Below are 21,543 nucleotides of genomic sequence, written 5' to 3' on the forward strand. Positions count from 1 at the left end.
GGCCATCAATCGGCGTGGGCCCGATCTGGAGTGTCGTGCGTCAAAGCGTGCCCACCTTCGGCGGTGGAGTGTGCACGGCTCCTATTCTGCGCCAACGTTTTCCAAAACCACTGCTACTGCCTGACCAGAACCGATACAGACCCCGATCACCCCATAATGGGCGGCTCGTTCACGCAATTCGGTCGCCAGCGTCAACAAGTAGCGAGTACCCGTAGCCCCGAAGGGATGTCCGATCGCGACCGCACCGCCATTGGGTGTCAGCTTGTCATCGGGCACCACGAAACCGTCCAGCTGGTTTGGCAATTCCCGCAGCACGCCCAGCGCCTGGGCGCTGAACGCCTCGTGCACACTCCACCGCCGAAGGTGGGCACGCTTTGACGCACGACACTCCAGATCGGGCCCACGCCGATTGATGGCCGATACAACCCGGATTCGTGATGTCATCGTTGTCGGGTCAGGTCCAGCCGGATACACCGCGGCGATCTATTCGGCTCGGGCCGGACTGGACACCCTGGTCATCGAAGGCCGCCAGCCCGGCGGTGCGCTCTTAGCTGCCGGGCGGGTAGACAACTACCCCGGTGTCGCGCCATTCGTCACGGGTCCCGTGCTGGCGGCCACAATGCGGCGACAAGCTCAGCAGTTCGGCGCCGAGCTCTACCCCGGCTACGCCGACAGATTCGATCTTGGCGGCGCGCTCAAGACGGTCGGCGCGCGTGATGCCCAATACCACGGCCGCGCAATCATTCTCGCCATGGGTTCAGCGGGCCGGCCCCTCAACGTGGCGGGCGAACGTGAGCTCCTCGGCCGCGGAGTGAGCACCAGCGCGAAACTCGACGGCGCACAGTTCACCGGTCGCACCGTCGCCGTCATCGGCGGCGGCGACGGTGCCGTTGAAGAGGCGCTTCACCTTGTGCCGCTGGCCCGCCGCGTCACCCTCATCCACCATCGCACCCGACTACGGGCATCAGCCATCGCGGTCGCTCGCCTGCGAGCACATCCCAACGTCGCGATCCTGACCTCCACCGAAGTGCTGGCCGTACACGGCGCCCAACATGTCACCGGACTGCGCATACGCGACACGCGACACGCCGGCGATTCCACCATCGCAGTCACGGCCGTTTTCGTCGCTGTCGGCCAGAAACCCTGCTCGGGTCCCTTGATTGGACTCGTCGACCTCGATGCCGGTGGCCACATCGTGACGAATGGCGATACGACCCGTACCTCCGCGGAGGGCGTATTCGCCGCCGGTGACCTGATCGACCGCCGCTACCGCCAGGCGGTCACCGCCGCAGCCAGCGGCTGCGCGGCCGCGCTCGATGCCCAGCGCTGGCTGAGCCAACGGCACTGTCACCCGGTCCCATGCGTTAACAGCACGGAGATCGCGCCTTTGGCTTCGAAGACCGCGAGGTGAATACCATCGGAGCTTTCGTGCCCGTGCTGTCGTAGCACAGCTTCGAGGTCGGCAATGGTTAGCCCGCACCGACGCAGGTTGCGTCGGTCGACGTGTCCGTTGCGGATCAGCACCTTCAGAGGCGGATCGATGAAACGCCGAATCCCCGGAATGAACCGCAGTCTCGCTAGTACCGCGTGGGTGGCGAGAAGACAAATGAGCGCCGCGGTTGCGTTGAGCCACGTGGTATCGCTGGCGGTAGCAGCCCGGCCGACGATGGCTCCGGCGGCGACCGCCGCGATCCAGTCGAACGGAGCGAACTCGGCGAGGGTGCGGCGCTCCATGAAGCGAAACAAGATCGCAGCCGTGAGGAACAGCGCCGAGGTTTTGATGGCAGCATCGACGGCACCGGTCGGGTCACCGATCAGGACATGAAGTATTCGGTCCACGGGTGCCTCCGTTTCAAGGGTGAGTCATCGACTTTTGCCGCCTTTTGCTGCCGGCCGGTACGGCGCTGCTGGATCAGGCAATCACTGTGTAGGCGCCGATAACCGTTGCCACTCAACCTAGTTTGGGTTGCCGAGGCGTCGGCGCCTCGGGGCGACGCCTCGCGACCTGGTACCGGCGGTTACTTGCTGCCGGACTCAACGATGGCGACGACCTCGATCTCGACGCGCTGGCCGGGCAGGGCGAGCGCCTCGACGCCGAGCGCGGTCCACAGCGGCAGAGTTTCGCCGAACCTCTTGCGGAACTGGTCCACCATCACCGACATGTGTTGATTACCAATGGAATCGTCTTCGGTCGGAACGTGGTAGGAGTGGACGTTCACGACGTCGCGCCAGGCGGCGCCCGCCTCAGCGAGGGTCTTTTCCACGTTGTCGCATGCCTTGACGATCTCGTCCTCCAGGGATGTGGCCGTCAAGGTGAAGTCCGCGTCCCAGCCGCCTTGGCCCGAGATCTCGATGCGATCGCCGATGCGTAGGGCTTGCCTGTAGCGGTTGCGGGTACGGGCGATCTCGCCGTATCCGGGGGTGTCGAAGAATTCGATCTTTGCCATGCGGGTTTCCTCTCATCGTTGATTGTTAGAAGCGCGGTCGTGGACCACATAAAGCTGGGTGCGCTAGCGGCAGGCCCGTCAGTTCTCATTGCCTCCCGGTGTGGTTGGGGTTTCGCCTCTGATGATGGCGATGGCCTCCGCGTCCTCCATCGCGACTTGGTTCGCGGCGCGTAGTACGGCGCGCACGGCGCCGGCGGGTATGACAGCGGCGCCGGAGGCATCGGCGAAGACGTAGTCGCCGGGACGGACCGCCACCCCGGCGACCACGACCGGACGGTTCGCCTCGTACGGGGTGACGACGTCGCCGCCCCACCGCGTTGTTTCGCCTCGGCAATAGATGGCGAGATCGTAGAGTTCGAGCTCGGCGAAGTCGCGCAGCCGCCCGTCCGCGAGAATGCCGGCGAGCCGATGGTTTTGGACACGCGACAGCTTTGTCCCACCGCCCAGTGACGCATCGGTATAGCCGTTGCTGGCCAGGACCAGCACGTGCCCGTCGGCCCCGCCTTCGATGGCGTCGTAGAACAACCTCTTGAAGTTGTAGCGCTCGGCGGGGAGAGCGGCCCGGCACGCCGGGAAATAGGAGATGGTCACGGCAGGGCCAAACAGCCGGCGACCGGGTGTCGGGCTCACCAAGTCGAGGAGATGACACCGATGTTGGTGCCCTCGCCCCATGGCGTCCACGATGTCGGCGGTGCGCACGCGACCGGCGAGCGCGTGGAGGGACTCCATCAGCGGGCGGAGATCGGGACACGCCAGGACTGGGCGCCGCGGAAGTCGAGCCACACATCGGTGGGCGTTTGCACCAGCCGGGCCAGCACGTCTCCGCAGCACGCGCAGCGCACCACGATGCCGGGCCCGCGCTGATAGACGTGACTCTCAGCGAAAGCTCCGGTGCGACAACATTTCCCGCAGGTCAACATCGCGGTGGTGACATCGAATCCCAGCACTTCCGCGAAGGCGCCGGCGGCGGCGTTACCGTCGACGTGCATTGGTTCGGTCATCATTCCTCGTTCCTGGGCTAGTTGCTCGGTCCGAAGCGCTCGGTCCGGATGGCTGACGGCTGATAGCCCTGCTCGATCAGCTTCGCGCTTACTGATTCAACGGATCCCGTTGGACCGCAAACGTAGACGCGTGTGCGACGGTCGGGGGTCCACCCGGTCGGCGCGAGGTCAGCACGGCCGACCCGGCCGGGCGGCCGAGCGGTTTGTAATGCGGCCGCGCGGGTGTAGACCAGCGCGACCTGCAGCCAGCCACATTCGCGTTCGAGTTCGCCCAACTCTTGGGCGTAGTACACATCGGCAGGACTGCGCACCGAATAGACCAGCCGAAAGTCGGAGCTGCCCGCCGTTACCCGCTGTCGCAGCATGGCCATCAACGGCACGATCCCCGATCCGCCGCCGACGAGCAGAACCCGAGCCTCCTCGTCCGGCCGCCAGACGAACCAGCCGCCGATGGGTCCGCGAAGTTCGATCTCATCGCCGGCGGCAAGCCCGATGAGGTAGGGCGAGACCTCCCCGTCGTCCGTCCGCTGCACGGTGAGTTCTATGCGCTCGCCGTCGACCGGTCGGCCCAGTGAGTAGCTGCGTTGCGCGCTGTACCCGTCCTCAGCGGTCAGCTTGAGATCGATGTGCTGGCCGGCCAAGTGGCCGCCCCAGCCCGGCACGTTCAACCCGATCGTTTGCGCGGACTGGGTCTCGGGTACGGAGTCCACTACGCGCGCGACCCGCCAGCGCAACTTCGGTTCCATCTCGTAGCCGTCGTCAATCCCCGGCGTACCGTTGTTCTCGCCACGGGTCGCCGTAGCTGTGGTAGCCCAACCGTTCCCAGAATCCGGGTGCGTCGCTGTCGCGTAGCTGAATGGATCTAACCCACTTTGCGGACTTCCAGAAATACAGGTGCGGCACCAGCAGCCGCGCCGGGCCGCCGTGCACTGCGGTAAGCGGTTCGCCCTCATACGCGTAGACGATCCAAGCCTTCCACCGAGAAGGTCGTCCAACGGAAGGTTGGTGGTGTAGCCGCCGTAGGAACCGACCAGTGCGAATCCGGCAGCGGTGTCGATCGATTCGAAAAGTGTGTCCAGATAAACGCCTTGCCACTTGGTATTCAGCTTCGACCAGGTGGTGACGCAGTGAATGTCCACATCGAGCCGCTCGCTCGGCAGGAGCTTGAACTGGGTCCAGGTCCACGAGTGTTGGGTGCCGAGCTCGTCGCGAATAGTGAATTGCCAGTCATCGAGATCGATCCGCGGAGTCGGTCCTGCTTGCAGGACAGGGAAGTCCGTAGTCAGATGTTGACCGGGCGGCAGCTCGAGCGCCGCTTCAACGCGGCGTCCACGAAAGCCTTTGTTGACGATACTCATTGCTGCCCCGTGTCGTGGTGTTGATTAGTCCAGCAAAGCCGGCGTTGGATGTGCGGGTGAAACAGGAGTGCCGGCATCCGCCCCTGCCACCTTTGGTAGCTGGAAAACTTCGCTGGCCGTGAAACGGGCGTCGGCACCGCAAACGAATCCCATTGACAACACCGTGCGGGGGAAGAAGACGTCGGTGAGATATGCGAGTGCGACCGCCCAGCGGTTGACGAGCCGGGGAAGGGCGTAGAGGTGGTAGGCGCGGGCGATAAGCTTCGCGGGATAGCCCGAAAGGTGCACGCCTAGCGGGTTGGCGACGGCGTAGCGCGGACCCAAGTCGACGACCAAACCTTTGTCGCTGTGGCGGTAGTTTTTCCGCTCGCCGTACCCTAGGCTTGCGGCGACGTTACGGGCCAACGTCTTACCTTGTCGGGTCGCGTGCTGGGCCGTGGGCGGAGCGATCTTGCCCGGCTGGGTCAGGTCCGGAACTGCGGCGGCGTCTCCCCCGGCGAACACATCGGGGTGACCTGGTACCTGCAAGTCGGCCTGTACCTTCAGCCGGCCCCGCTCTGTTTCCAAGCCCAGCGTGGCGATCAGCGGTGACGGGGTGACGCCGGCCACCCACGCTACCGTGCAAGTGTCGATGCGCGAATCATCGGTGAGCACGACATGGTCGGCGTGAACCTCCTTCAGGGTCGTGCTCAACCGCACATCGATTCCGCGAGAGCGCAGGACACGCATCGCGGCGTCGCCGAGCTTCTGCCCCACCTCGGGCATGACGTGGTCGGCCAGGTCCAGCAGCACAAACCGCACCGAGGCCCGATCGAAGCCCATTTGCTTCGCCGCTGCATCGGCGAGTGCGCGCAGCTGCGCCGTCAATTCGGAACCGGAATACGAGGCACCGACAACGACAATCGTGCGCCGCGCGGCCGCGCGCGCCTCGTTTTCGTCGACGCAGGCCAGCTCCAACTGCTCGATCACATGATCACGCAGATACAGCGCCTCGGCGGTCGACTTCAGCCCGTGCGCGTGGGTGGCCAAACCGGGCGTATCGAACAGGCGGGTCACCGAGCCTGGTGTCAAGACCAGCCGATCCCACGACAGCGTCCCCACCCGACCCTCCGGATCGGTGAACGAGAGGCTCTGCCTATCGAAGTCAACGTGGTCGACCCGGCCGCGGACCGCCTGCACCCCCTTGAGCGTTCCGGCCAGCGGAACACAGACAAACCGCGGGTCGACCAGCCCACCGGCCACATCAGCCAGCAATGGTGAGTACTGCATGTAATCGACCGGCGAAACAATGGTCACCTTCACATCCGAGGCGCGCGCCCTGCCTAACCGTCTTGCCAGGCCGCGCGCGCACTCGAAAGCGGCGAACCCGCTGCCGACGATCACAACCGAGGTGGCCGGTTCCACCTTCTCCGGTTGACGGTGAAGTGAAACCGCGTTCATATCTCTTCTCCTGTTTGATATTCGGGTCCACATGGAGTCGGGGGTCGATCGCACGAGGTCGTGGTGCCCGTGGTCGCCCCGGCGTCCTGGACTGCGGCGCAGTAGACCGCTGTGACCACCTCGGACATCGTGATCAGATAGTGAGCATCACCCGACCCAGGTCCGCCTGTCATCACCCCTCAGCACGAATCACCCGGGTGATAACGCTCACGCTGCGAAGGAACCGCCGGCCCAGTCAGCCCGTGCATCAGTTCAGATCATCGCGGACTATGAGCCGGCGGGCCGCCTCGGTGACCGAACCGGACAGCGACGGATAGATCGCAAGCGTCTGCGCAATATCGTCGACGGTGATCCGGTTTTGCACAGCCATCGCGATCGGCAGTATCAATTCCGAAGCGATCGGCGCGACTACCACGCCACCGATCACCACGCCGCTGTCCTGCCGGCAAAATAGTTTGACGAAACCCCGAGTCAACTCCGACATCTTGGCTCGCGCATTGGTTTTCAACGGCAGCATGATGACACGAGCCTGGACCGAGCCGTTGTCGATCGCGGTCTGCCCGACGCCGACCGCCGCAACCTCGGGATGGGTGAACACCGTTGCCGCGACGGTGCGCAGCCGGAGTGGATTAACGGCTTCACCCAGGGCGTGATACATCGCGATCCGGCCCTGCATCGCAGCAACCGAGGCTAACGGCAATACACCGGTGCAGTCCCCCGCAGCGTAAATGCCCGGAACCGATGTTGGTGAAACACGGTCGACAGCAATGTAATTGCCGCGCGCGAGGTCGATTCCCGCGCGCTGTAGGCCCAGCCCGCCGGTGTTAGGCACTGACCCGACCGTCATCAATGCGTGGCTGCCCTCGACGGTGCGGCCGTCGGTCATTGTCACCAGCACCCCGTCGTCGGTGCGCGTGACCGATTGTGCCCGGGCATTTTTGACCAGTTTGACCCCGCGTTCGGCGAAAGACTCTTCCAGCACCCACGCAGCGTCAGCGTCCTCGTACGGCAACACCCGATCGCGGCTAGCCACCACCGTTACCGCCACACCCAGTTCGGTGTAAGCGTTAGCGAATTCGGCACCAGTCACACCGCTTCCCACCACGACGAGGTGCTCGGGCAGCGAGTGCAGTTGATAAAGCTGGCGCCAGGTCAGGATGCGCTCGCCGTCGGGGCGCGCCGACGGCAGGATCCGGGGGCTGGCGCCAGTGGCGATCAACACCACATCGGCCTCGTGCATCGTGATGCCGCCGTCGCGTGCGCTCACCTTGACACAGTGACGTGCCAGGCCGGGAGTCGGATCAACCAGTTCGCCCCTGCCCGCCACGAGCTCTATACCTGCGTCGAGCAGCTGCTCGATGATATCGGCCGACTGCTCGCTAGCCAGCATCTTGACTCGCTGATGGATTTCCGGAAGAGAGATCTTGGCGTCGTCGATGTCGATGTCGAAACCCAGGCGGGTTGCCCGTCGCAGTTCGGCGCGCAGTCCCGTGGAGGCGATAAAGGTTTTCGACGGCACGCAATCGCAGAGGACAGCAGCACCGCCGACCCCGCCGGAGTCGACCACTGTCACCTGGGCCACGGCGGGATCCCGTCCTGCGGCGACCAATGCTGCCTCATAACCGGCCGGACCGCCGCCGAGGATTACGATTCGGATCGGCACGGCATCACTAGCTGCCCCAATGGCATTTGGGTGGTGACTTCCTCGTGCGACACGGCACACCGATTGATACCGCCCGTTTGCAGTCTCCGCTTTCCTCGAATCCGACGAGACCAGTCGGGGCGTCGTCGCGTTCGAACGTTCGCATCGGGTAGGCCTCCATTCCCAATCGGAGGTTTGTGCACCACAGCTGAACTGATGTAGGCGTCCTCGAGCATTGCCTCAAATGGGATGAGCTGTCGTCGCCCGCGGTCGCTTTTCACCCGGGGTGATCAACGCCTCACGTCAGCAGGTTCCGAGATCCGTGGATCGGATCGGCCCGGGCGCTCATCCGGATGAATTGCTTCGGCGGGTGATGACCACTCACCCCGCGGCGGTGGATGCTGACACCGGAATGGCAAGCGGAGGTCGTCCTCGATCGGGCCCGCGAGCTCAGATCAGGATTCGTCGGCGTGCAATTGCACGCGCATGCACACAGAAAGAAGACGATGCGATGACAGCCGTTGCATCCCCACGCACGCGCATCTGGTCCTCGCGTCCCTCGAAATGCGGGACCGTCGTCCAGGGCAGGACTCATGGGCCGCGGAGCACTCAATTCGAAAGCGCGATTATCCCGCTTCTCGGGCCCCTCTATCGGCAAGCTCTCCGGATGACCTCCAATCAGGCGGACGCGGAGGATCTGGTGCAAGAAACAATGCTCAACGCGTACGTCGGCCTGTCGGCATTCGAGCCAGGAACGAATCTAAAGGCGTGGCTACGGCGGATCATGATCAACACCTACATTGACAGCTATCGGAGGCAAAAGCGCCGCCCCGCACAATATCCGACCGATGAGATCACCGATCGGCAGCTGGCGGCCAGCGCCCCCCGTACCTCGGGGGCGCTACGGTCGGCCGAAGACCAGGCGCTCGAAATGCTGCCAGACCCCTACCTCAAGGCGGCAATGATGGTCTTGCCTGAGCAGTTTCGCATGGCCGTGTATTTTGCTGACATCGCGGGATACTCCTACAAGGAGATCGCCGCCATGACGGACACGCGGCAAGGGACCGTAAGTTCGAGGATCAACCGCGGACGAAAACAATTGCGCGATTTATTAGTTGACTCGCCAGTCGACCATGCGGCCAGGCCCATCGACGAGGCGCCGAGCGGAGCCACCCAGAAGCGTGCAAGTGTCAATGGCGATGAATAAAGCAAGTCTCCAACTCACGTGCAAGGTTTCCCCGCCGTCACCCTGGACTGTCAGCCTGACTCGACCTGGACTGGAACATCTGGCCTTCTATGCCGGCATCGGTGCAGTGGCCGCATTTGGGATGATGGAATGGCCAGTCGTCGCTACGTTGGTGGTGGGGCACACGCTTGTCAACGCGCAGCACAACAAGGTCCTTCAATCACTTGATGAGGCGTTGGAAGAAGCCTAGCAGCAATACATTACGAGTCGCAGGGCCGTAGCAGCTCACAGTTCCCACTTAGTTATCTCGGGTGCGCGCGTGCGCGCAGCACGTGGGCCTCACCGCGCATCCGCTCAATCATGTGCGGATAGTGCAGTTCGAAGGCGGGCCTCTCCGAGCGGATGCGCGGCAGCTCGGTGAAGTTATGCCGCGGGGGTGGGCTGCTGGTGGCCCACTCCAGGGAGTTGCCATAGCCCCAGGGGTCGTCGACGGTGACCGGTTCACCGTACCGCCAGCTGCGGAACACGTTCCACACGAACGGCAATACAGAAGCTCCCAGGATGAGTGCCCCGATCGTCGAGACAACGTTGAGCGTGGTGAAGCCGTCGCTGGGTAGATAGTCGGCGTAGCGGCGTGGCATCCCTTTGTTGCCAAGCCAGTGTTGTACCAGAAATGTGGTGTGAAACCCGATCAGTGTCATCCAGAAGTGCAACTTGCCCAGCCGTTCATCGAGTAGCCGCCCGGTCATCTTGGGAAACCAGAAATACGCCCCGGCATATGTGGCGAACACGATGGTGCCGAACAGCACGTAGTGGAAGTGGGCGACCACAAAGTAGGTGTCGGTGACGTGGAAGTCGATTGGCGGGCTGGCCAGCAGCACACCCGACAGGCCGCCGAGGAGAAAAGTCACCAGAAAGCCCACCGCGAAAAGCATCGGGGTCTCAAAGGTCAACTGACCCTTCCACATTGTGCCGATCCAATTGACGAATTTGATTCCGGTCGGCACCGCAATCAGGTAGGTCGCGAACGAAAAGAACGGCAGCAGCACCGCACCGGTGGCATAGAGATGATGGGCCCACACCGCGATCGACAGCGCCCCGATGGCGATGGTCGCATAGACCATGGTGGTGTAGCCAAACAGCGGTTTACGAGAAAACACAGGGATGACTTCGGTGATGATGCCGAAGAAGGGCAGCGCAATGATGTAGACCTCAGGATGGCCGAAGAACCAGAACATGTGCTGCCACAACAGGACTCCACCGTTTGCTGGGTCAAACACGTGCGCGCCAAGATGGCGGTCGGCGGCCAACCCGAACAACGCCGCCGTCAACAGCGGGAAGGCGACCAGCACCATGATGCTGGTGACCAGGATGTTCCAGGTGAAAACCGGCATCCGAAACATTGTCATGCCCGGCGCGCGCAGGCACACCACGGTCGTGATCATGTTGACTCCCCCGAGGATGGTGCCCAACCCACCGACAATGAGCCCGAGGATCCATAAGTCACCACCAGGGCCCGGGGAATGGACGGCGTCTGACAGCGGGGTGTAGGCGGTCCACCCAAAGGCCGCTGGTCCACCGGGGGCGATGAAGCCCGCTAGGGCGATCAGTGCCCCGAACACAAAGAGCCAGAATGACAATGCGTTGAGCCGCGGAAAGGCGACATCGGGGGCGCCGATCTGCAGGGGCAACACCAGGTTAGCGAACCCGAAGACGATCGGGGTCGCATAGAACAGCAACATCACCGTGCCGTGCATGGTGAACAGTTGGTTGTATTGCTCGTTGGATAGAAACTGTAGACCGGGTGCGGCCAGCTCGGCGCGCATCAGCAGCGCCATGAGCCCGCCGACGAAAAAGAACGTAAAGCATGCGACGACATACATGATCCCGATCACTTTGTGATCGGTCGTGGTGATCAGCCGGTAGATCAGGCTACCCGTGGGGCCGGTACGCTCCGGGAAGGGCCGGCTGGCCAGCAGCTCTTCCAGCTCAGGCGCCGAGGCGGACATTAGATCGCTCTCCCAAAGGGTGAATGCTGCTGGACCACAGTATGTTTAGCGTTGAACCGACCGTAGCCAGGACGCTGCGAACTTGCCCACCCCGTCGTGTTCGAGCACCGCGAACACGTTCGGTAGATCAATACCGATCGCGCTCAGCCGGTCCAACACTTCCTGCGCCTGTGCCGCCTTGCCAGTGATGGTGTCACTGTTGATGACGCCGTGGTCGGCCACCGCCTCCAATGTCGCGGCAGGAATGGTGCTTACCGTGTTCGGCGCCACGAGTTCGGTGACGTACATCGTGTCGGGATACGCGGCGTTCTTCACCCCGGTAGAGGCCCACAGCGGGCGCTGCACGCGAGCACCCGCGGCGCGCAACGCGGTGTAGCGCGGCTCGGCTTCGAAGACCTGCTGGTAGGCCGCATAGGCCACCCTCGCGTTGGCGATGCCGGCTTGCCCCCGCAGCGCGAGCGCATCCGCAGTGCCGATTTTCTCGAGACGCGTATCGACCTCGGTATCCACCCGGGACACGAAAAGCGAAGCCACCGAATGGATCAGGGACAAATCAGCCCCGGCGCACTGTGCCGCCTCCATGCCGGTCAGGTACGCGTCCATCACCTCACGGTGCCGTTGCGCGGAAAAAATCAACGTGACATTGACCGAGATACCTTTAGCCAATGCTGCCGTGATTGCAGGCAGCCCCGCTGCCGTAGCCGGTATCTTGATAAATACGTTGGGCCGGTTGACGATTTCGGCCAACTCGATGGCCTGCATGAGTGTCCGATCGGAGTTGTGCGCATCCAGCGGATTGACTTCGACGGACACTCTGCCATCGATACCGTCGGAAGCCTCCCACTGCGGGCGCAGCACATCGCAGGCCGCCCGGACGTCATCAGTGATCACCGTGCGGACCGCGGCATGCATCGCGAGGCCACGCGCGGTCAACTCGGCGAGCTGCTCGCCGTAGAGGTTGCTGTGGGTAAGTGCTCGCTCAAAGGTCGACGGGTTTGTCGTGACTCCGACGACACTTCTGGTATCAACGAGGCGCTGCAGCTTGCCCGATTGCAGCCAGTCGCGCGACAAGTCATCCAGCCAGACCGACACACCGGCTGCCGACAGCGCCGCAAGGTTCGGGTTCTGAGTCATCGTGTCACCGTCGCTCGCCGATCTCCGGTCGCGGTGACACCCGTCCTGCGATACATGCGGCGCCATAGAACACCAACGGCGCGTAAATGCTCAACAGCACCTGCCAGTCAGGCGAAATTGTCGGGTCCTTGTCCTGCATTACCGAGCCCATGTCGCTATTGAATGGGCTTGGCATGTTCTGCGGTCGCTGCCCTCGCGCCACCGTGGCGGGGCAACGTCCACTCGGGACGGATGTAGTGGCAGGTGTAGCCCGATGGGTAGCGTTGCAGATAGTTCTGGTGCTCGGGTTCCGCTTCCCAAAACTCGCCGGCCGGGTTGATCTCGGTGACGACCGCGCCGGGCCACCGGCCCGAATTCTCGATGTCGGCGATAGTCTGCACCGCGATTTGCTTTTGCTCGTCGTCCAGATAGAAAATTGCCGACCGGTAACTGCTTCCGACGTCGTTGCCCTGACGGTACTTGGTGGTCGGGTCGTGAACCTGAAAGAAGAATTCCAGCAGTGCGCGGTAATCGGTTTCGTCTGGGTCGTAGGTGATTTCGAGCGCCTCGGCGTGGCCGGGGTGATTGCGGTAGGTGGGATGCGCGTTGCTGCCGCCGGTGTAGCCGACACGGGTGGACACCACACCGGGCTGCGCGCGGAAGAGATCCTCCATCCCCCAAAAGCACCCGCCGGCGAGAACGGCGATCTTGTTGTGGCTGCTCATGATTGCTGCTCGGCGACACTTTGGTGTTGCTCCGATCCATCATTCGTGAACAAACGCAGATATTGCCCATAACCCTGGGCTTCGAGTTCATCGCGGTGGATGAATCGCAGCGATGCCGAGTTGATGCAGTAGCGCAACCCCCCGGCTTCGGTGGGGCCGTCCGGGAATACGTGCCCCAGATGGCTATCGGCGTGGGCCGACCGTACCTCGATCCGTTCCATGAAGTGGCTGCGGTCGCGCCTCTCAACGAGGTTGTCCGCGCCGATGGGCCGGGTGAAGCTGGGCCAGCCACTACCGCTGTCGAATTTGTCCACCGAGGCGAAAAGCGGTTCGCCAGAGACAATGTCGACGTAGATGCCGGGCTCATGGTTGTCGCAGTACTCGCCGGTGAACGGAGGCTCCGTGCCGCTGTCCTGGGTGACGTGGTATTGCTGAGGGCTGAGCGCGTCGACCGCGGCAGGGTTCTTGCTGTATTGATGTGACACCTGGTCTCCTTCATTCGCGCAGCCTTTACGAGGATGCGCTTAGCATTTCGGTAGGTAGTGTTGTCGCGTTAATTGCGTCCGGCCATGATGCCGCCGTCGACATTGAGAATCGCCCCGGTTACCCAACTGGCCTCATCCGACAGCAGATACGTGACGGCGTTGGCGACGTCGGCAGGAGTGCCGACTCGTCCCAGCGGATGAAGCGGCGCGAATGTGGCAAGCGTGGCGTCGATCTCGTCCTTGGGGATGAACTTCTCGTAGAGCGGGGTCTTGACGACGGCCGGTGCCACCGCGTTGACGCGAATCTTATGCTCGGCGAGCTCGATGGCCAGGTTATGGGTCAGCGCATGCAGCCCGGCCTTTTGCATCGAGTATGCCGACGATGGAGTCAGACCGATCGCCTGATGTGCCCACATGCTGCCGATGTTGACGATCGAGCCGCCCTCACCGCGGGCGATCATGCCCGCAACGACGGACTGCGTCAGGAAGAACAATGCATAGTTCAACTCCATGTACGAGTCGTAGGTCAGCGCGTCGTACTCCAGGAACGCCTTGGGCACAAAGAATCCGGCCGCGTTCACCAACAGTGTCGCATCGCTGTGCTGCTCAGCAAGCGCGCGCTGAACATCGGCGACCGCAGCGCGATCCGTCAGCTCGGCAGTGATACCCCAGGCCTCGCCGCCCCCGCCGCTCAATTCGGTCACGGTGTCATCAACACGGTCCTTCGACCGGCCGACGATCACTGCGCTGCCGCCGTGGCGCACGACATCAACGGCGACCTGCCGGCCCATACCGGCGCTGCCTCCGACGACGACGACCTTCCTGGAATCGAAGTGCATGGTGAGACCCTCCTGCTAATCATTCTCGAGTGCTTCCGCGGGCCATTACCGCCTTTGCCCGGCAAGAAGATTTGTAGCGTTAGCGTCGACACCCGGCGCACGGTATGTCGACGTTTGAACTGGCTTTAGCTTGGTGCACCGCGGGATGAGCCGTCATCACCCCATCGTCGTTTCACCCGGGTGAGTTTTGGATCCCGAGGCCAACTGCTGAAACAAAGTGGCTTATCAGTGTGCGTGTCGATTACGCCATGAGCGGTGCGGATCTGCGACATCAATTCCACGCTGGCACTCACTCGATTGGAGCCTCCTGCTCCTCACTGAGTTATGAACGCGCAGTGGGTAATTCGGTGCAGTCGCAATCGTCGAGTGTGTAGGCTATACCCCGAACAAGAGGCGAGCAAAACGGTGGCGAATGTCGTTCACCAAGCCGGCGGCCATATCTCAGCCCGGCAGTCAATTCCACAGCGATGAAGCACATCAGAGGTGCCGGTGCGTTACACAAATGACGGCGCCGGCGAGGTAGTCACTCGATCCCCGTTATGGCGCAAAGCCCCTTGAGAAGATGGTGAAGGAGCGTCAACCATGTACGGCCCAGACGAAGAAGTAGTGCTGATCACCGAGGCCACGGCTTTGCCTGGCAGAGGAGACGACCTGCGACGTGCGTTTGTTAGGTTAATCCCTCAGTCACAGGCCGAAGGAGCCGTTAACACATTTCGGCTGCACGAAGATCGCGATCGGCCTGGACATTTCACGCTTTACCAGCGGTTCCGCAACCAACACGGTGTCGACCGTCACGTCCAAACCGATCACTTCGCGGTCAGCGTGGAAGCAATTGCACAATTCGCTGAGGGCGGTAAGGCCCAAACCACCTTCTACCGAGTACTGAGTCGCTAGGCCCTCCAAACTCGGGGGAAGATTTCGGGCTGCTACCCGAAAGCGACGTCGGCGTCGTCCCACACCTGCACCTGAGCCAGGTGACGCATCGTAGATCCCGGCGCGATCCGAGGCACTGGAGTTCCCACCAAGTTATCTCCGCATGTTCGCCGTCAAGCCCGCGTGATCGCGCAAGTTTGGCGGATTCCTCTACCAAGGGTTTGGTTTTCGAAGCTCTGATTCATTACGTCCCGTCCCCGCTCATTACCTGCGGTTTCGCTTTCGGGTCTTGACGGCGTCAGGACCCGCCACGCGACCAGACGTTCACGAAGCCGAGCGCGAGGTGTATAGCCCAGGTGAACCACCTCATGCAGGACGCCGTTACTGTGCATTGCCCGGGGCCGCCGGGCTGGTGGGACTCGTTGTGGTCGTAGAGCTCGTCGGGGTCGTCGAGCTCGTAGGCCGCACAGAGCTGGTAGGAGTCGTCGGGCTCGTAGGAGTCGTGGAACTGGTAGGAGTCGTGGGACTCGTCGGGCTCGTAGGCGTCGCCGGAGTCGTAGGAGTCGTAGGAGTCGTGCTCGCAAGACCCGGACCCTCGCCACACCAGTCCGCCACATCTTTCGGGTACTGCTCGATCGGTGGAGGGCAACGCTGCCCCGGCGGGAAATTGGCACCGGCGTTGAGCAGATCGCAGGGCACGTAGACCTGCTTGCCCTTGGGAGTGTTGGTCAGACACTTCGTCGGCGGCTCGCCATGGGCCTGGACCGGAATGACGGCCGCCGCCAACACCGCGCCGAGCGCCAAAGCAAGGCGGCGATAGGTCATGGGAGCTCCTCATCTTGATGCGGCCTCCGGCGTGCACAACTCCGCGTCGCCGGCGTATGACGATTAAAGCCGCTCACCCGGCCCATGATCCAACCCGAGGTCGCATGACCTAGCTGCGGCGCGTAGCGAATCCCCGCGTTGAACAGCACATTCTGTAGTGGAGCTGCCGGGAATCGAACCCGGGTCCTACGGCATTCCCTCAAGACTTCTCCGTGCGCAGTTCGCTATGTCTCTACTCGGATCTCCTGGTCACGCGAACAAGCCAGGATGACGATCCCAGTCGCTGTTGGTGTCCCGATAAGTCCCGCGACCGGACTCATCGGTGGATCCCTCTAGCTGACGCCAGGGTCCGGGTCGAGGGCTTTCCCGGTCTGACGGACTAGCTGTCGCTTAGGCAGCGAGAGCGTAGTCGCGCTGATGTGAATCGGCGCTTATCTGTTTGCAACGACGCTTACGGTGGTCAGTTGCCTGCACCGGCACGCTTCCCTTGATTCGATGCGCGAAGTCGAAACCTTTCAGCCCCTCGCACCCCACCGACTTTCGGCAGGAACATCCATGGTACCTGCCTATCAACCAGCGGCAACGGGATTATCTTCCCCGCTGCGCTGCGATCAGATCACGAAGTTGAGGTGCTCGACGACCTGGGCGGCCACGGCTCTGTCGCCGTCGAGGTCGACGTCGTGGGGACGGGCGGGACACATCGGGCGGCCGCCGGCGAGCCTGGTGAACTGCAGCCCGTCCAGGCGGATCGTCGCCGTCGGTGGTTGGCCGCCGAAGTCGTCGACCACCGCGGCCCGGCCGTCCACGCTGACCCGGATGGTGCGGGCCAGCGGGCCGGTGAGGTCGAACTGGACGCGTGAGCCCTCGGGCGCCTTGGCCAGCTTTCCCACCACGTAACCCATCGTCGCGGCGATCTCGTCGACGGCCAGCGAGGCCGCCGGGCCGGCCAGCTCGTCATCGGACGGCGGGCGCCCCAACGCCACGCGAATGTCTTCTTCGTGCATCCAGCAGTCGAACACCCGGATTCGCATGAACCGGCCGTAGGAATCCGGGCCGGTGGGAGTCATCGTCACCGCGTCCCACTCGTCGTCGGACATGGTCGTCAGCGCTTCGCGCCGGTCGGTGGTGATCGCCCGGAAGCTTTCCAGTACATCGGCGTCGGCGTGCGCGCTCAGATGGCGGACCCAGCACTCGTTCATCACGCCGACGTCGTTGCGCACGTGCTCCAACGCGGAGACGTCGACATCGGGCTGGGGCGCTGCGATGCCGGCAAGGAACGACTCGGTCCCGATCATGTGCGACACCAGGGCCTTGACGTCCCAGCCGGGCAGCGGGCTGGCCGCCCGCCATTGCGCTTCGGAGAGCCCGCCCAACAGCGCATCGATGTCGTCCCACACCGCGAAGAGACCGGTGAGCACGGTGGACTTGTCGAGTTTGGTGACGGGGCGATCGGCCATGGTCGGATCGTAGGCCGCTTACTTTCCGATGAAGAGACCGATTCGGATAATGACAAGGGCACTGACTGCCAGCAGCCCGCCGACTGCGATCCACCCGGCGGGCCACGGACAAAACGTGACCCATGCCCCGGCGATGACGGCCATTCCCGCATGGGCGAGACGAAGTGCGAAGAAGTGCTGCTCGCGCAGGACGGCAACGAACACCCGGCGCGGGATCGTGCGAAGCAGCCACCACAACACGGCGATCAAAACCCCGCTGAGCAGGCCGACACCGACGCGCGCCAACGCGGTCGGATGGCCCTCGTCGTAGGCCCCGGCGGTGATAGCGAGGCACACGCTCAACAGCCCCGCGCCAACGGTCACGAGGGTGAGCACCTTTCGGAGAACGACCCCGATATTGCGCCGACTCAACGCCCCATAGCCAGGATCGCTTCCGGCGGCACCGAGAAACCCCTGAAGGGCGCGTCCAAACTTGAAGCGCCCCAGTCGGTGAACCGCCAAATCGTTGAGGGCCTCGGCGTTCGCGGGATCCAGCTGCAGCGCCGCTCGATACGAAACCTCGGACTCATCCCGTCGGCCCATGGCATGCAGAATCGAACCGCGCCGGATGTGCGCGTCGACGCTTTGCGGATCCAGCCGTAGCGCGCGCTCGATGACATCCAGCGCCGAGCGCAACTGCCACGCTTTCTGCAATAGCAATGCGTAAAGGCGCAGTGGCGCAGGCTCATTCGGGTGTGATGTGACCGCTCGCCAAGCCATCCACAGGCCGTCATACTGGCGACCAAGGTTGAATAGCGCCAACGCATACAGTCGCATCGCGAACTCGGAGTCGGGTGCGCCGGCCAAGGCGGCGTATGCGCTGCGCGCCGCGCCCGAATAATTGCCGAGCGCGAGTTCGGCGCGGGCGTAGGACGCAAGGAGGGCGGGATCGTTGGGGCTTTGCGAGAGCGACCGGCTCAGGATCTCGCGTGCGCTTTCGTATTTTCTGGCGTCGATATAGGCGTCTGCGACTCGGATGACCTCGTCGTATCGCCCTAATCCAGGCTCCGAAGTCACCGAAGATTACCGAATCTTTTTGCGGCGCATGTACTTCGCCAGTTCGTCGTAGGTTCCGTCGCCGTTGGCGAACTCGACGACGTTGCGGGCGGTCTCAAACCAGGGTCCGGTGCTGGGCCGGATCTGCGCGATGGCGGTGTCGATGTCGGCCATGGTGACCGGACGGACCTGACCGCTGCGCATCGAATCCGCCATGGCCAACTGGGTTGCGGTCTCGCACACGTAGGCCAGGTCGGCGCCAGAAAAGCCATCGGTGCGGTTGGCGATCGACTTGAGGTCTATGCCCGCGACGGGCCGGTCTTGCAGATGCGACCGCACGATCCCGGCCCTGGCCCCGGTGTCGGGCAAGCCGACAAAGATCATCCGGTCGAATCGGCCGGGGCGGCGTAGCGCGGGATCGACGTCCCATGGTGCGTTGGTGGCGCCCAGCACATAGACACCGTCGTTGACGGAGCTGGCTGAGTCCATCTCCTCGAGCAAGGTGTTGACCACCGGCCGCAAACCCGAGCTGCCGCTCAGCGCGGAGCGCCGGTGTCCCAATGCATCAACTTCGTCGAAGAACAACACGCAGGGCGCGTTGCGCCGGGCCGTGTCGAAGACGGCGCGGATGCTGCGTTCGCTGTTGCCGAACCACTGGTGCAGGACGTCGGCGATGCCCACCTGGTAGAAGTTCGCCCCCAACTCACCCGAGACGGCTTTGGCGATGAATGTCTTGCCGCAACCCGGTGGTCCGTACAGCAACAACCCGCCGCGCGCGGACACCTTGAACGCCTTCATTAGTTCGGGATTGCGGATCGGGCCGAGCAACGACAGGTCCAGCTGTCGTTTGACTTCATCCATGCCCGCGACATCATCCAACCGGACACGAACGCGCTGCACTACGTCGAAGTCGTCTTCGTTGACCGCGTCAGGGGGTTGCTCGACGAAGGCGGGCTCGATGATGTCGGCCACTTCCTGTTCGGCGCTCGACCAGTCGAAGCTTTCGTTTCCAGCAGGCTGATTTGCAACCGGTGCGGACGCTTCGGCCGGCGGCGCCGCCAGCGCGGCGCTGCACCGTTGCAACAGGCTCAGCGCGTTGACATTGCCGGCGTCCTGCGTCAACACCGTGCTGCAATGGCCCAGCGCCTCGGCGTAGCGGCCTTTGTCCGCCAGCAGGCCGGCCAGATGCAACCGCAGCTCGATCACGTCGGGGCTTTTGTCCACCGCGTCCGACAGCGAGCGAATGACGGGATCTTCGGTCTCAAACGCACCCAACGCCATCTCCCGGTCGTGATACGTGCCAACTGCCCAATATTAGGCGGCGGCACAACCGTCAGGCCGAGGCGATCATCGCCACCGATCCCATGGCGAGCACCATGCCGATCCCCTGCAAGCGGGTCACCCGCTCGCGCAGTACCACCATCGCCAGCACGACCGTCGCGGCCGGATACAGCGAAATCAGGATGCTGGCCAGCGACAGCAGCCAGGTGTGCAGCGCGGCCAGCATGGTGATGTTGGCGAAGATGTCCAGCACGGCGACGGCCACGGCCAGCTTGAGCGGGCGGCCGCGCGGCATCGCCAGGTTCTGGCTGGTTTTGGCCATGGCGAACACGACCAGGCTGGCCGCCACGCGGGCGAACACCAGCGGCCACAGCTTGCACACGTGCGGCGCCTGGTGCAGGAACACCAGGTTCAGCCCCATCGCCGAACCCGCAACCACTGTGAGCCAGGCCACTTTTGGAGTGAACCGGTATGGCGTTCCCTCCACGGGAGCCTCGCGGCTGACGAGCATCACCGCGGCCAGCGCCAGGACGACGCCCACCAGGGCCGCCTGCCCCGGCCGCTCCCCCAACGCCATGCCCACCGCTACCGGCACCGCGGCATTGAGCACCGCCGCCAACGGCGAGACCACCGAAATCGGGCCGGAGCCCAGCGCCGCGAAGAACGCCCACATGCCGAACGCCATGCCGATGCCGTAGAGGCATCCCCACACGACGGCACCGAGGTGAACAGGCCCGCCGACGAACACGGCCATCACGCCCAGCAACAGCGTCTCGATCGGGTAGGCGACCAGCATGACGCGCAGCGCGGCCACTCGCCGCGCTGCCACGCCGCCCACGAAATCGCTGACGCCGTAGGTGACGGCCGACAGCTGGGCGTAAGCCGCCCCGATCAGGTCATGCCCTTTGCTCGACGTCCCATTTCACGGACCACCTCACGCTGTGCATCACGTTGCGCCATGTCCTGGCGCTTGTCATAAGCCCTTTTACCGCGCGCGAGGGCCAGCTCGACTTTGACCTTGCCCTCAGAGAAATACAGCGACAGCGGCATCAAGGCGAGGTTACCATCTCGTATCTTGCCCACCAGTCTGTCGATTTGTTGCCTATGTAACAACAACTTTCGGTTGCGACGCGGTTCATGATTGGTCCAGCTACCGTGCTGATACTCGGGAATGTACAAGTTACGCAACCAAACTTCGCCGTCGTCGATCGTTGCGAACGCGTCAGCTAACGATGCTTGGCCCAGCCGAAGGCTTTTCACCTCAGTGCCTTGCAAAGACACCCCGGCCTCGAACAACTCGATGATCGAATAGTTATGTCGCGCTTTGCGATTGGTGGCGATAACCTGTTTGCTGCCACCTTTGCCGCCCGCCGCCTTGGCTCGGCCGGAACCCTTGGCCACAGCTACCGCCGTATATAGAGGCGCAAGGTCGCGTACGCCGTCACCGCCGCCATCGACACGCCGAGCAGGAACAACCACGGCGAGATATAGAGGATGTCGGCGTAGTCGACCTTGGCGATCAGATGAGCTTGGTAGAACTGGCTCAGCGCGTTGTCCAGGAACAATGCACGGACCAACATGAGACCGAGCACGGCGATGGCGACACCGATGGACGCGGCCAGCATCGCTTCCACCAGAAAAGGCAGCTGGGTGTACCAGCGGCTGGCACCGACCAGCCGCATGATTCCGATCTCGGTGCGCCGGGTGTACGCGGCGACCTGCACCATGTTGGCGATCAACAGGATCGCTCCGACCGCCTGTTCGCCGTGTTGGACGGCCTGCGCGATGCCGCGTTCGCCGTCGCGCTGGTGCAGGCGGTCGGAGCGA

General features: G+C 63.4%; 23 protein-coding genes, 1 other RNA gene and 1 pseudogene. 3 read left to right on the forward strand and 22 right to left on the reverse strand.

What is annotated here, in order from left to right; genetic code table 11:
- Positions 1 to 81 precede the first annotated feature (81 nt).
- Complete coding sequence (locus A5646_RS02630) at positions 82 to 444, reverse strand: hypothetical protein (protein ID WP_255362070.1); 363 nt, start codon at positions 442 to 444, stop codon at positions 82 to 84.
- On the opposite strand from A5646_RS02630, the gene A5646_RS02635 reads away from it, so the two are divergent.
- Positions 413 to 1,411 (forward strand): NAD(P)/FAD-dependent oxidoreductase, encoded by a 999-nt coding sequence (locus tag A5646_RS02635; protein WP_067019673.1) that lies wholly within the window; start codon positions 413 to 415, stop codon positions 1,409 to 1,411. The two genes, A5646_RS02630 and A5646_RS02635, sit on opposite strands and share 32 nt — an antisense overlap.
- Here the strand turns inward: A5646_RS02635 and A5646_RS02640 are convergent.
- The 8 genes and pseudogenes from A5646_RS02640 to A5646_RS02675 all read right to left on the reverse strand — a co-directional run bounded on the left by A5646_RS02640 (position 1,348) and on the right by A5646_RS02675 (position 7,909).
- On the reverse strand, positions 1,348 to 1,839 hold the full coding sequence (locus A5646_RS02640; protein ID WP_066865109.1) for a DUF421 domain-containing protein: 492 nt from the start codon (positions 1,837 to 1,839) through the stop codon (positions 1,348 to 1,350). The genes A5646_RS02635 and A5646_RS02640 overlap by 64 nt on opposite strands.
- 179 nt (positions 1,840 to 2,018) lie before the next feature.
- A complete protein-coding gene (locus A5646_RS02645) occupies positions 2,019 to 2,447 on the reverse strand; it encodes a Rid family hydrolase (protein ID WP_067019676.1) in 429 nt (142 codons plus the stop codon).
- A gap of 78 nt (positions 2,448 to 2,525) precedes the next feature.
- The gene (locus A5646_RS02650; RefSeq protein ID WP_066865115.1) at positions 2,526 to 3,176 is read right to left on the reverse strand and encodes an RraA family protein; all 651 of its coding nucleotides are present in this window, start codon (positions 3,174 to 3,176) and stop codon (positions 2,526 to 2,528) included.
- Positions 3,176 to 3,451, reverse strand: coding sequence for a DUF6510 family protein (locus tag A5646_RS02655; RefSeq protein ID WP_066865118.1), 276 nt, complete (start codon positions 3,449 to 3,451; stop codon positions 3,176 to 3,178). Before A5646_RS02655 ends, A5646_RS02650 begins: the two co-directional genes overlap by 1 nt.
- 14 nt (positions 3,452 to 3,465) lie before the next feature.
- Positions 3,466 to 4,194, reverse strand: coding sequence for a ferredoxin reductase (locus A5646_RS02660; protein WP_067019680.1), 729 nt, complete (start codon positions 4,192 to 4,194; stop codon positions 3,466 to 3,468).
- Positions 4,195 to 4,207: 13 nt separating this feature from the next.
- Positions 4,208 to 4,806 (reverse strand): annotated as a pseudogene (locus A5646_RS02665) (sulfite oxidase-like oxidoreductase).
- A 24-nt stretch (positions 4,807 to 4,830) separates the two neighbouring features.
- Complete coding sequence (locus A5646_RS02670; protein ID WP_067019684.1) at positions 4,831 to 6,246, reverse strand: NAD(P)/FAD-dependent oxidoreductase; 1,416 nt, start codon at positions 6,244 to 6,246, stop codon at positions 4,831 to 4,833.
- 247 nt (positions 6,247 to 6,493) lie between these two features.
- A complete protein-coding gene (locus A5646_RS02675) occupies positions 6,494 to 7,909 on the reverse strand; it encodes an NAD(P)H-quinone dehydrogenase (RefSeq protein WP_067019687.1) in 1,416 nt (471 codons plus the stop codon).
- 490 nt (positions 7,910 to 8,399) lie between these two features.
- Here A5646_RS02675 and A5646_RS02680 point away from each other — a divergent pair, with 490 nt between their 5' ends.
- Positions 8,400 to 9,095 carry a sigma-70 family RNA polymerase sigma factor gene (locus tag A5646_RS02680; protein WP_082984603.1) on the forward strand — a complete coding sequence of 232 codons (696 nt, stop codon included), beginning with the start codon at positions 8,400 to 8,402 and terminating at the stop codon, positions 9,093 to 9,095.
- Between the two features lie 281 nt (positions 9,096 to 9,376).
- On the opposite strand, the gene ctaD is transcribed toward A5646_RS02680, so the two are convergent.
- The 5 genes from ctaD to A5646_RS02710 form a co-directional block, all read right to left on the reverse strand.
- A complete protein-coding gene (ctaD, locus tag A5646_RS02690; RefSeq protein ID WP_066865134.1) occupies positions 9,377 to 11,083 on the reverse strand; it encodes a cytochrome c oxidase subunit I in 1,707 nt (568 codons plus the stop codon).
- A gap of 45 nt (positions 11,084 to 11,128) precedes the next feature.
- On the reverse strand, positions 11,129 to 12,217 hold the full coding sequence (tal, locus tag A5646_RS02695; protein WP_067019690.1) for a transaldolase: 1,089 nt from the start codon (positions 12,215 to 12,217) through the stop codon (positions 11,129 to 11,131).
- Positions 12,218 to 12,372: 155 nt separating this feature from the next.
- Positions 12,373 to 12,921 carry a peptide-methionine (S)-S-oxide reductase MsrA gene (gene msrA / locus A5646_RS02700; RefSeq protein WP_066865143.1) on the reverse strand — a complete coding sequence of 183 codons (549 nt, stop codon included), beginning with the start codon at positions 12,919 to 12,921 and terminating at the stop codon, positions 12,373 to 12,375.
- Positions 12,918 to 13,406 carry a peptide-methionine (R)-S-oxide reductase MsrB gene (gene msrB / locus A5646_RS02705; protein WP_067019693.1) on the reverse strand — a complete coding sequence of 163 codons (489 nt, stop codon included), beginning with the start codon at positions 13,404 to 13,406 and terminating at the stop codon, positions 12,918 to 12,920. Before msrB ends, msrA begins: the two co-directional genes overlap by 4 nt.
- 68 nt (positions 13,407 to 13,474) lie before the next feature.
- Positions 13,475 to 14,245 carry an SDR family NAD(P)-dependent oxidoreductase gene (locus A5646_RS02710; RefSeq protein WP_066865148.1) on the reverse strand — a complete coding sequence of 257 codons (771 nt, stop codon included), beginning with the start codon at positions 14,243 to 14,245 and terminating at the stop codon, positions 13,475 to 13,477.
- A gap of 582 nt (positions 14,246 to 14,827) precedes the next feature.
- Here A5646_RS02710 and A5646_RS30320 point away from each other — a divergent pair.
- The gene (locus A5646_RS30320) at positions 14,828 to 15,139 is read left to right on the forward strand and encodes an antibiotic biosynthesis monooxygenase (protein ID WP_082984604.1); all 312 of its coding nucleotides are present in this window, start codon (positions 14,828 to 14,830) and stop codon (positions 15,137 to 15,139) included.
- Between the two features lie 277 nt (positions 15,140 to 15,416).
- On the opposite strand, the gene A5646_RS28695 is transcribed toward A5646_RS30320, so the two are convergent.
- The 8 genes from A5646_RS28695 to A5646_RS02750 all read right to left on the reverse strand — a co-directional run.
- Complete coding sequence (locus A5646_RS28695; RefSeq protein ID WP_067019696.1) at positions 15,417 to 15,722, reverse strand: hypothetical protein; 306 nt, start codon at positions 15,720 to 15,722, stop codon at positions 15,417 to 15,419.
- A gap of 376 nt (positions 15,723 to 16,098) precedes the next feature.
- Positions 16,099 to 16,466, reverse strand: a transfer-messenger RNA (tmRNA) gene (ssrA, locus tag A5646_RS02720).
- 88 nt (positions 16,467 to 16,554) lie between these two features.
- The gene (locus tag A5646_RS02725; RefSeq protein ID WP_066879246.1) at positions 16,555 to 17,400 is read right to left on the reverse strand and encodes a maleylpyruvate isomerase family mycothiol-dependent enzyme; all 846 of its coding nucleotides are present in this window, start codon (positions 17,398 to 17,400) and stop codon (positions 16,555 to 16,557) included.
- Between the two features lie 18 nt (positions 17,401 to 17,418).
- Positions 17,419 to 18,456 (reverse strand): tetratricopeptide repeat protein, encoded by a 1,038-nt coding sequence (locus A5646_RS02730; RefSeq protein WP_066879249.1) that lies wholly within the window; start codon positions 18,454 to 18,456, stop codon positions 17,419 to 17,421.
- Positions 18,457 to 18,462: 6 nt separating this feature from the next.
- Complete coding sequence (locus A5646_RS02735; RefSeq protein ID WP_369806902.1) at positions 18,463 to 19,710, reverse strand: AAA family ATPase; 1,248 nt, start codon at positions 19,708 to 19,710, stop codon at positions 18,463 to 18,465.
- A gap of 58 nt (positions 19,711 to 19,768) precedes the next feature.
- Positions 19,769 to 20,611 (reverse strand): DMT family transporter, encoded by an 843-nt coding sequence (locus tag A5646_RS02740; RefSeq protein ID WP_156748842.1) that lies wholly within the window; start codon positions 20,609 to 20,611, stop codon positions 19,769 to 19,771.
- A complete protein-coding gene (gene smpB, locus A5646_RS02745; RefSeq protein WP_065052255.1) occupies positions 20,608 to 21,117 on the reverse strand; it encodes an SsrA-binding protein SmpB in 510 nt (169 codons plus the stop codon). The genes A5646_RS02740 and smpB overlap by 4 nt, the downstream gene beginning before the upstream one ends.
- Positions 21,118 to 21,119: 2 nt before the next feature.
- Positions 21,120 to 21,543, reverse strand: a 424-nt coding sequence (locus tag A5646_RS02750) for an FtsX-like permease family protein (protein ID WP_231998220.1), incomplete at its 5' end; no start/stop codon positions are given.

The organism is Mycobacterium sp. 1245499.0 (assembly GCF_001673615.1).
GTDB lineage: Bacteria > Actinomycetota > Actinomycetes > Mycobacteriales > Mycobacteriaceae > Mycobacterium > Mycobacterium europaeum_A.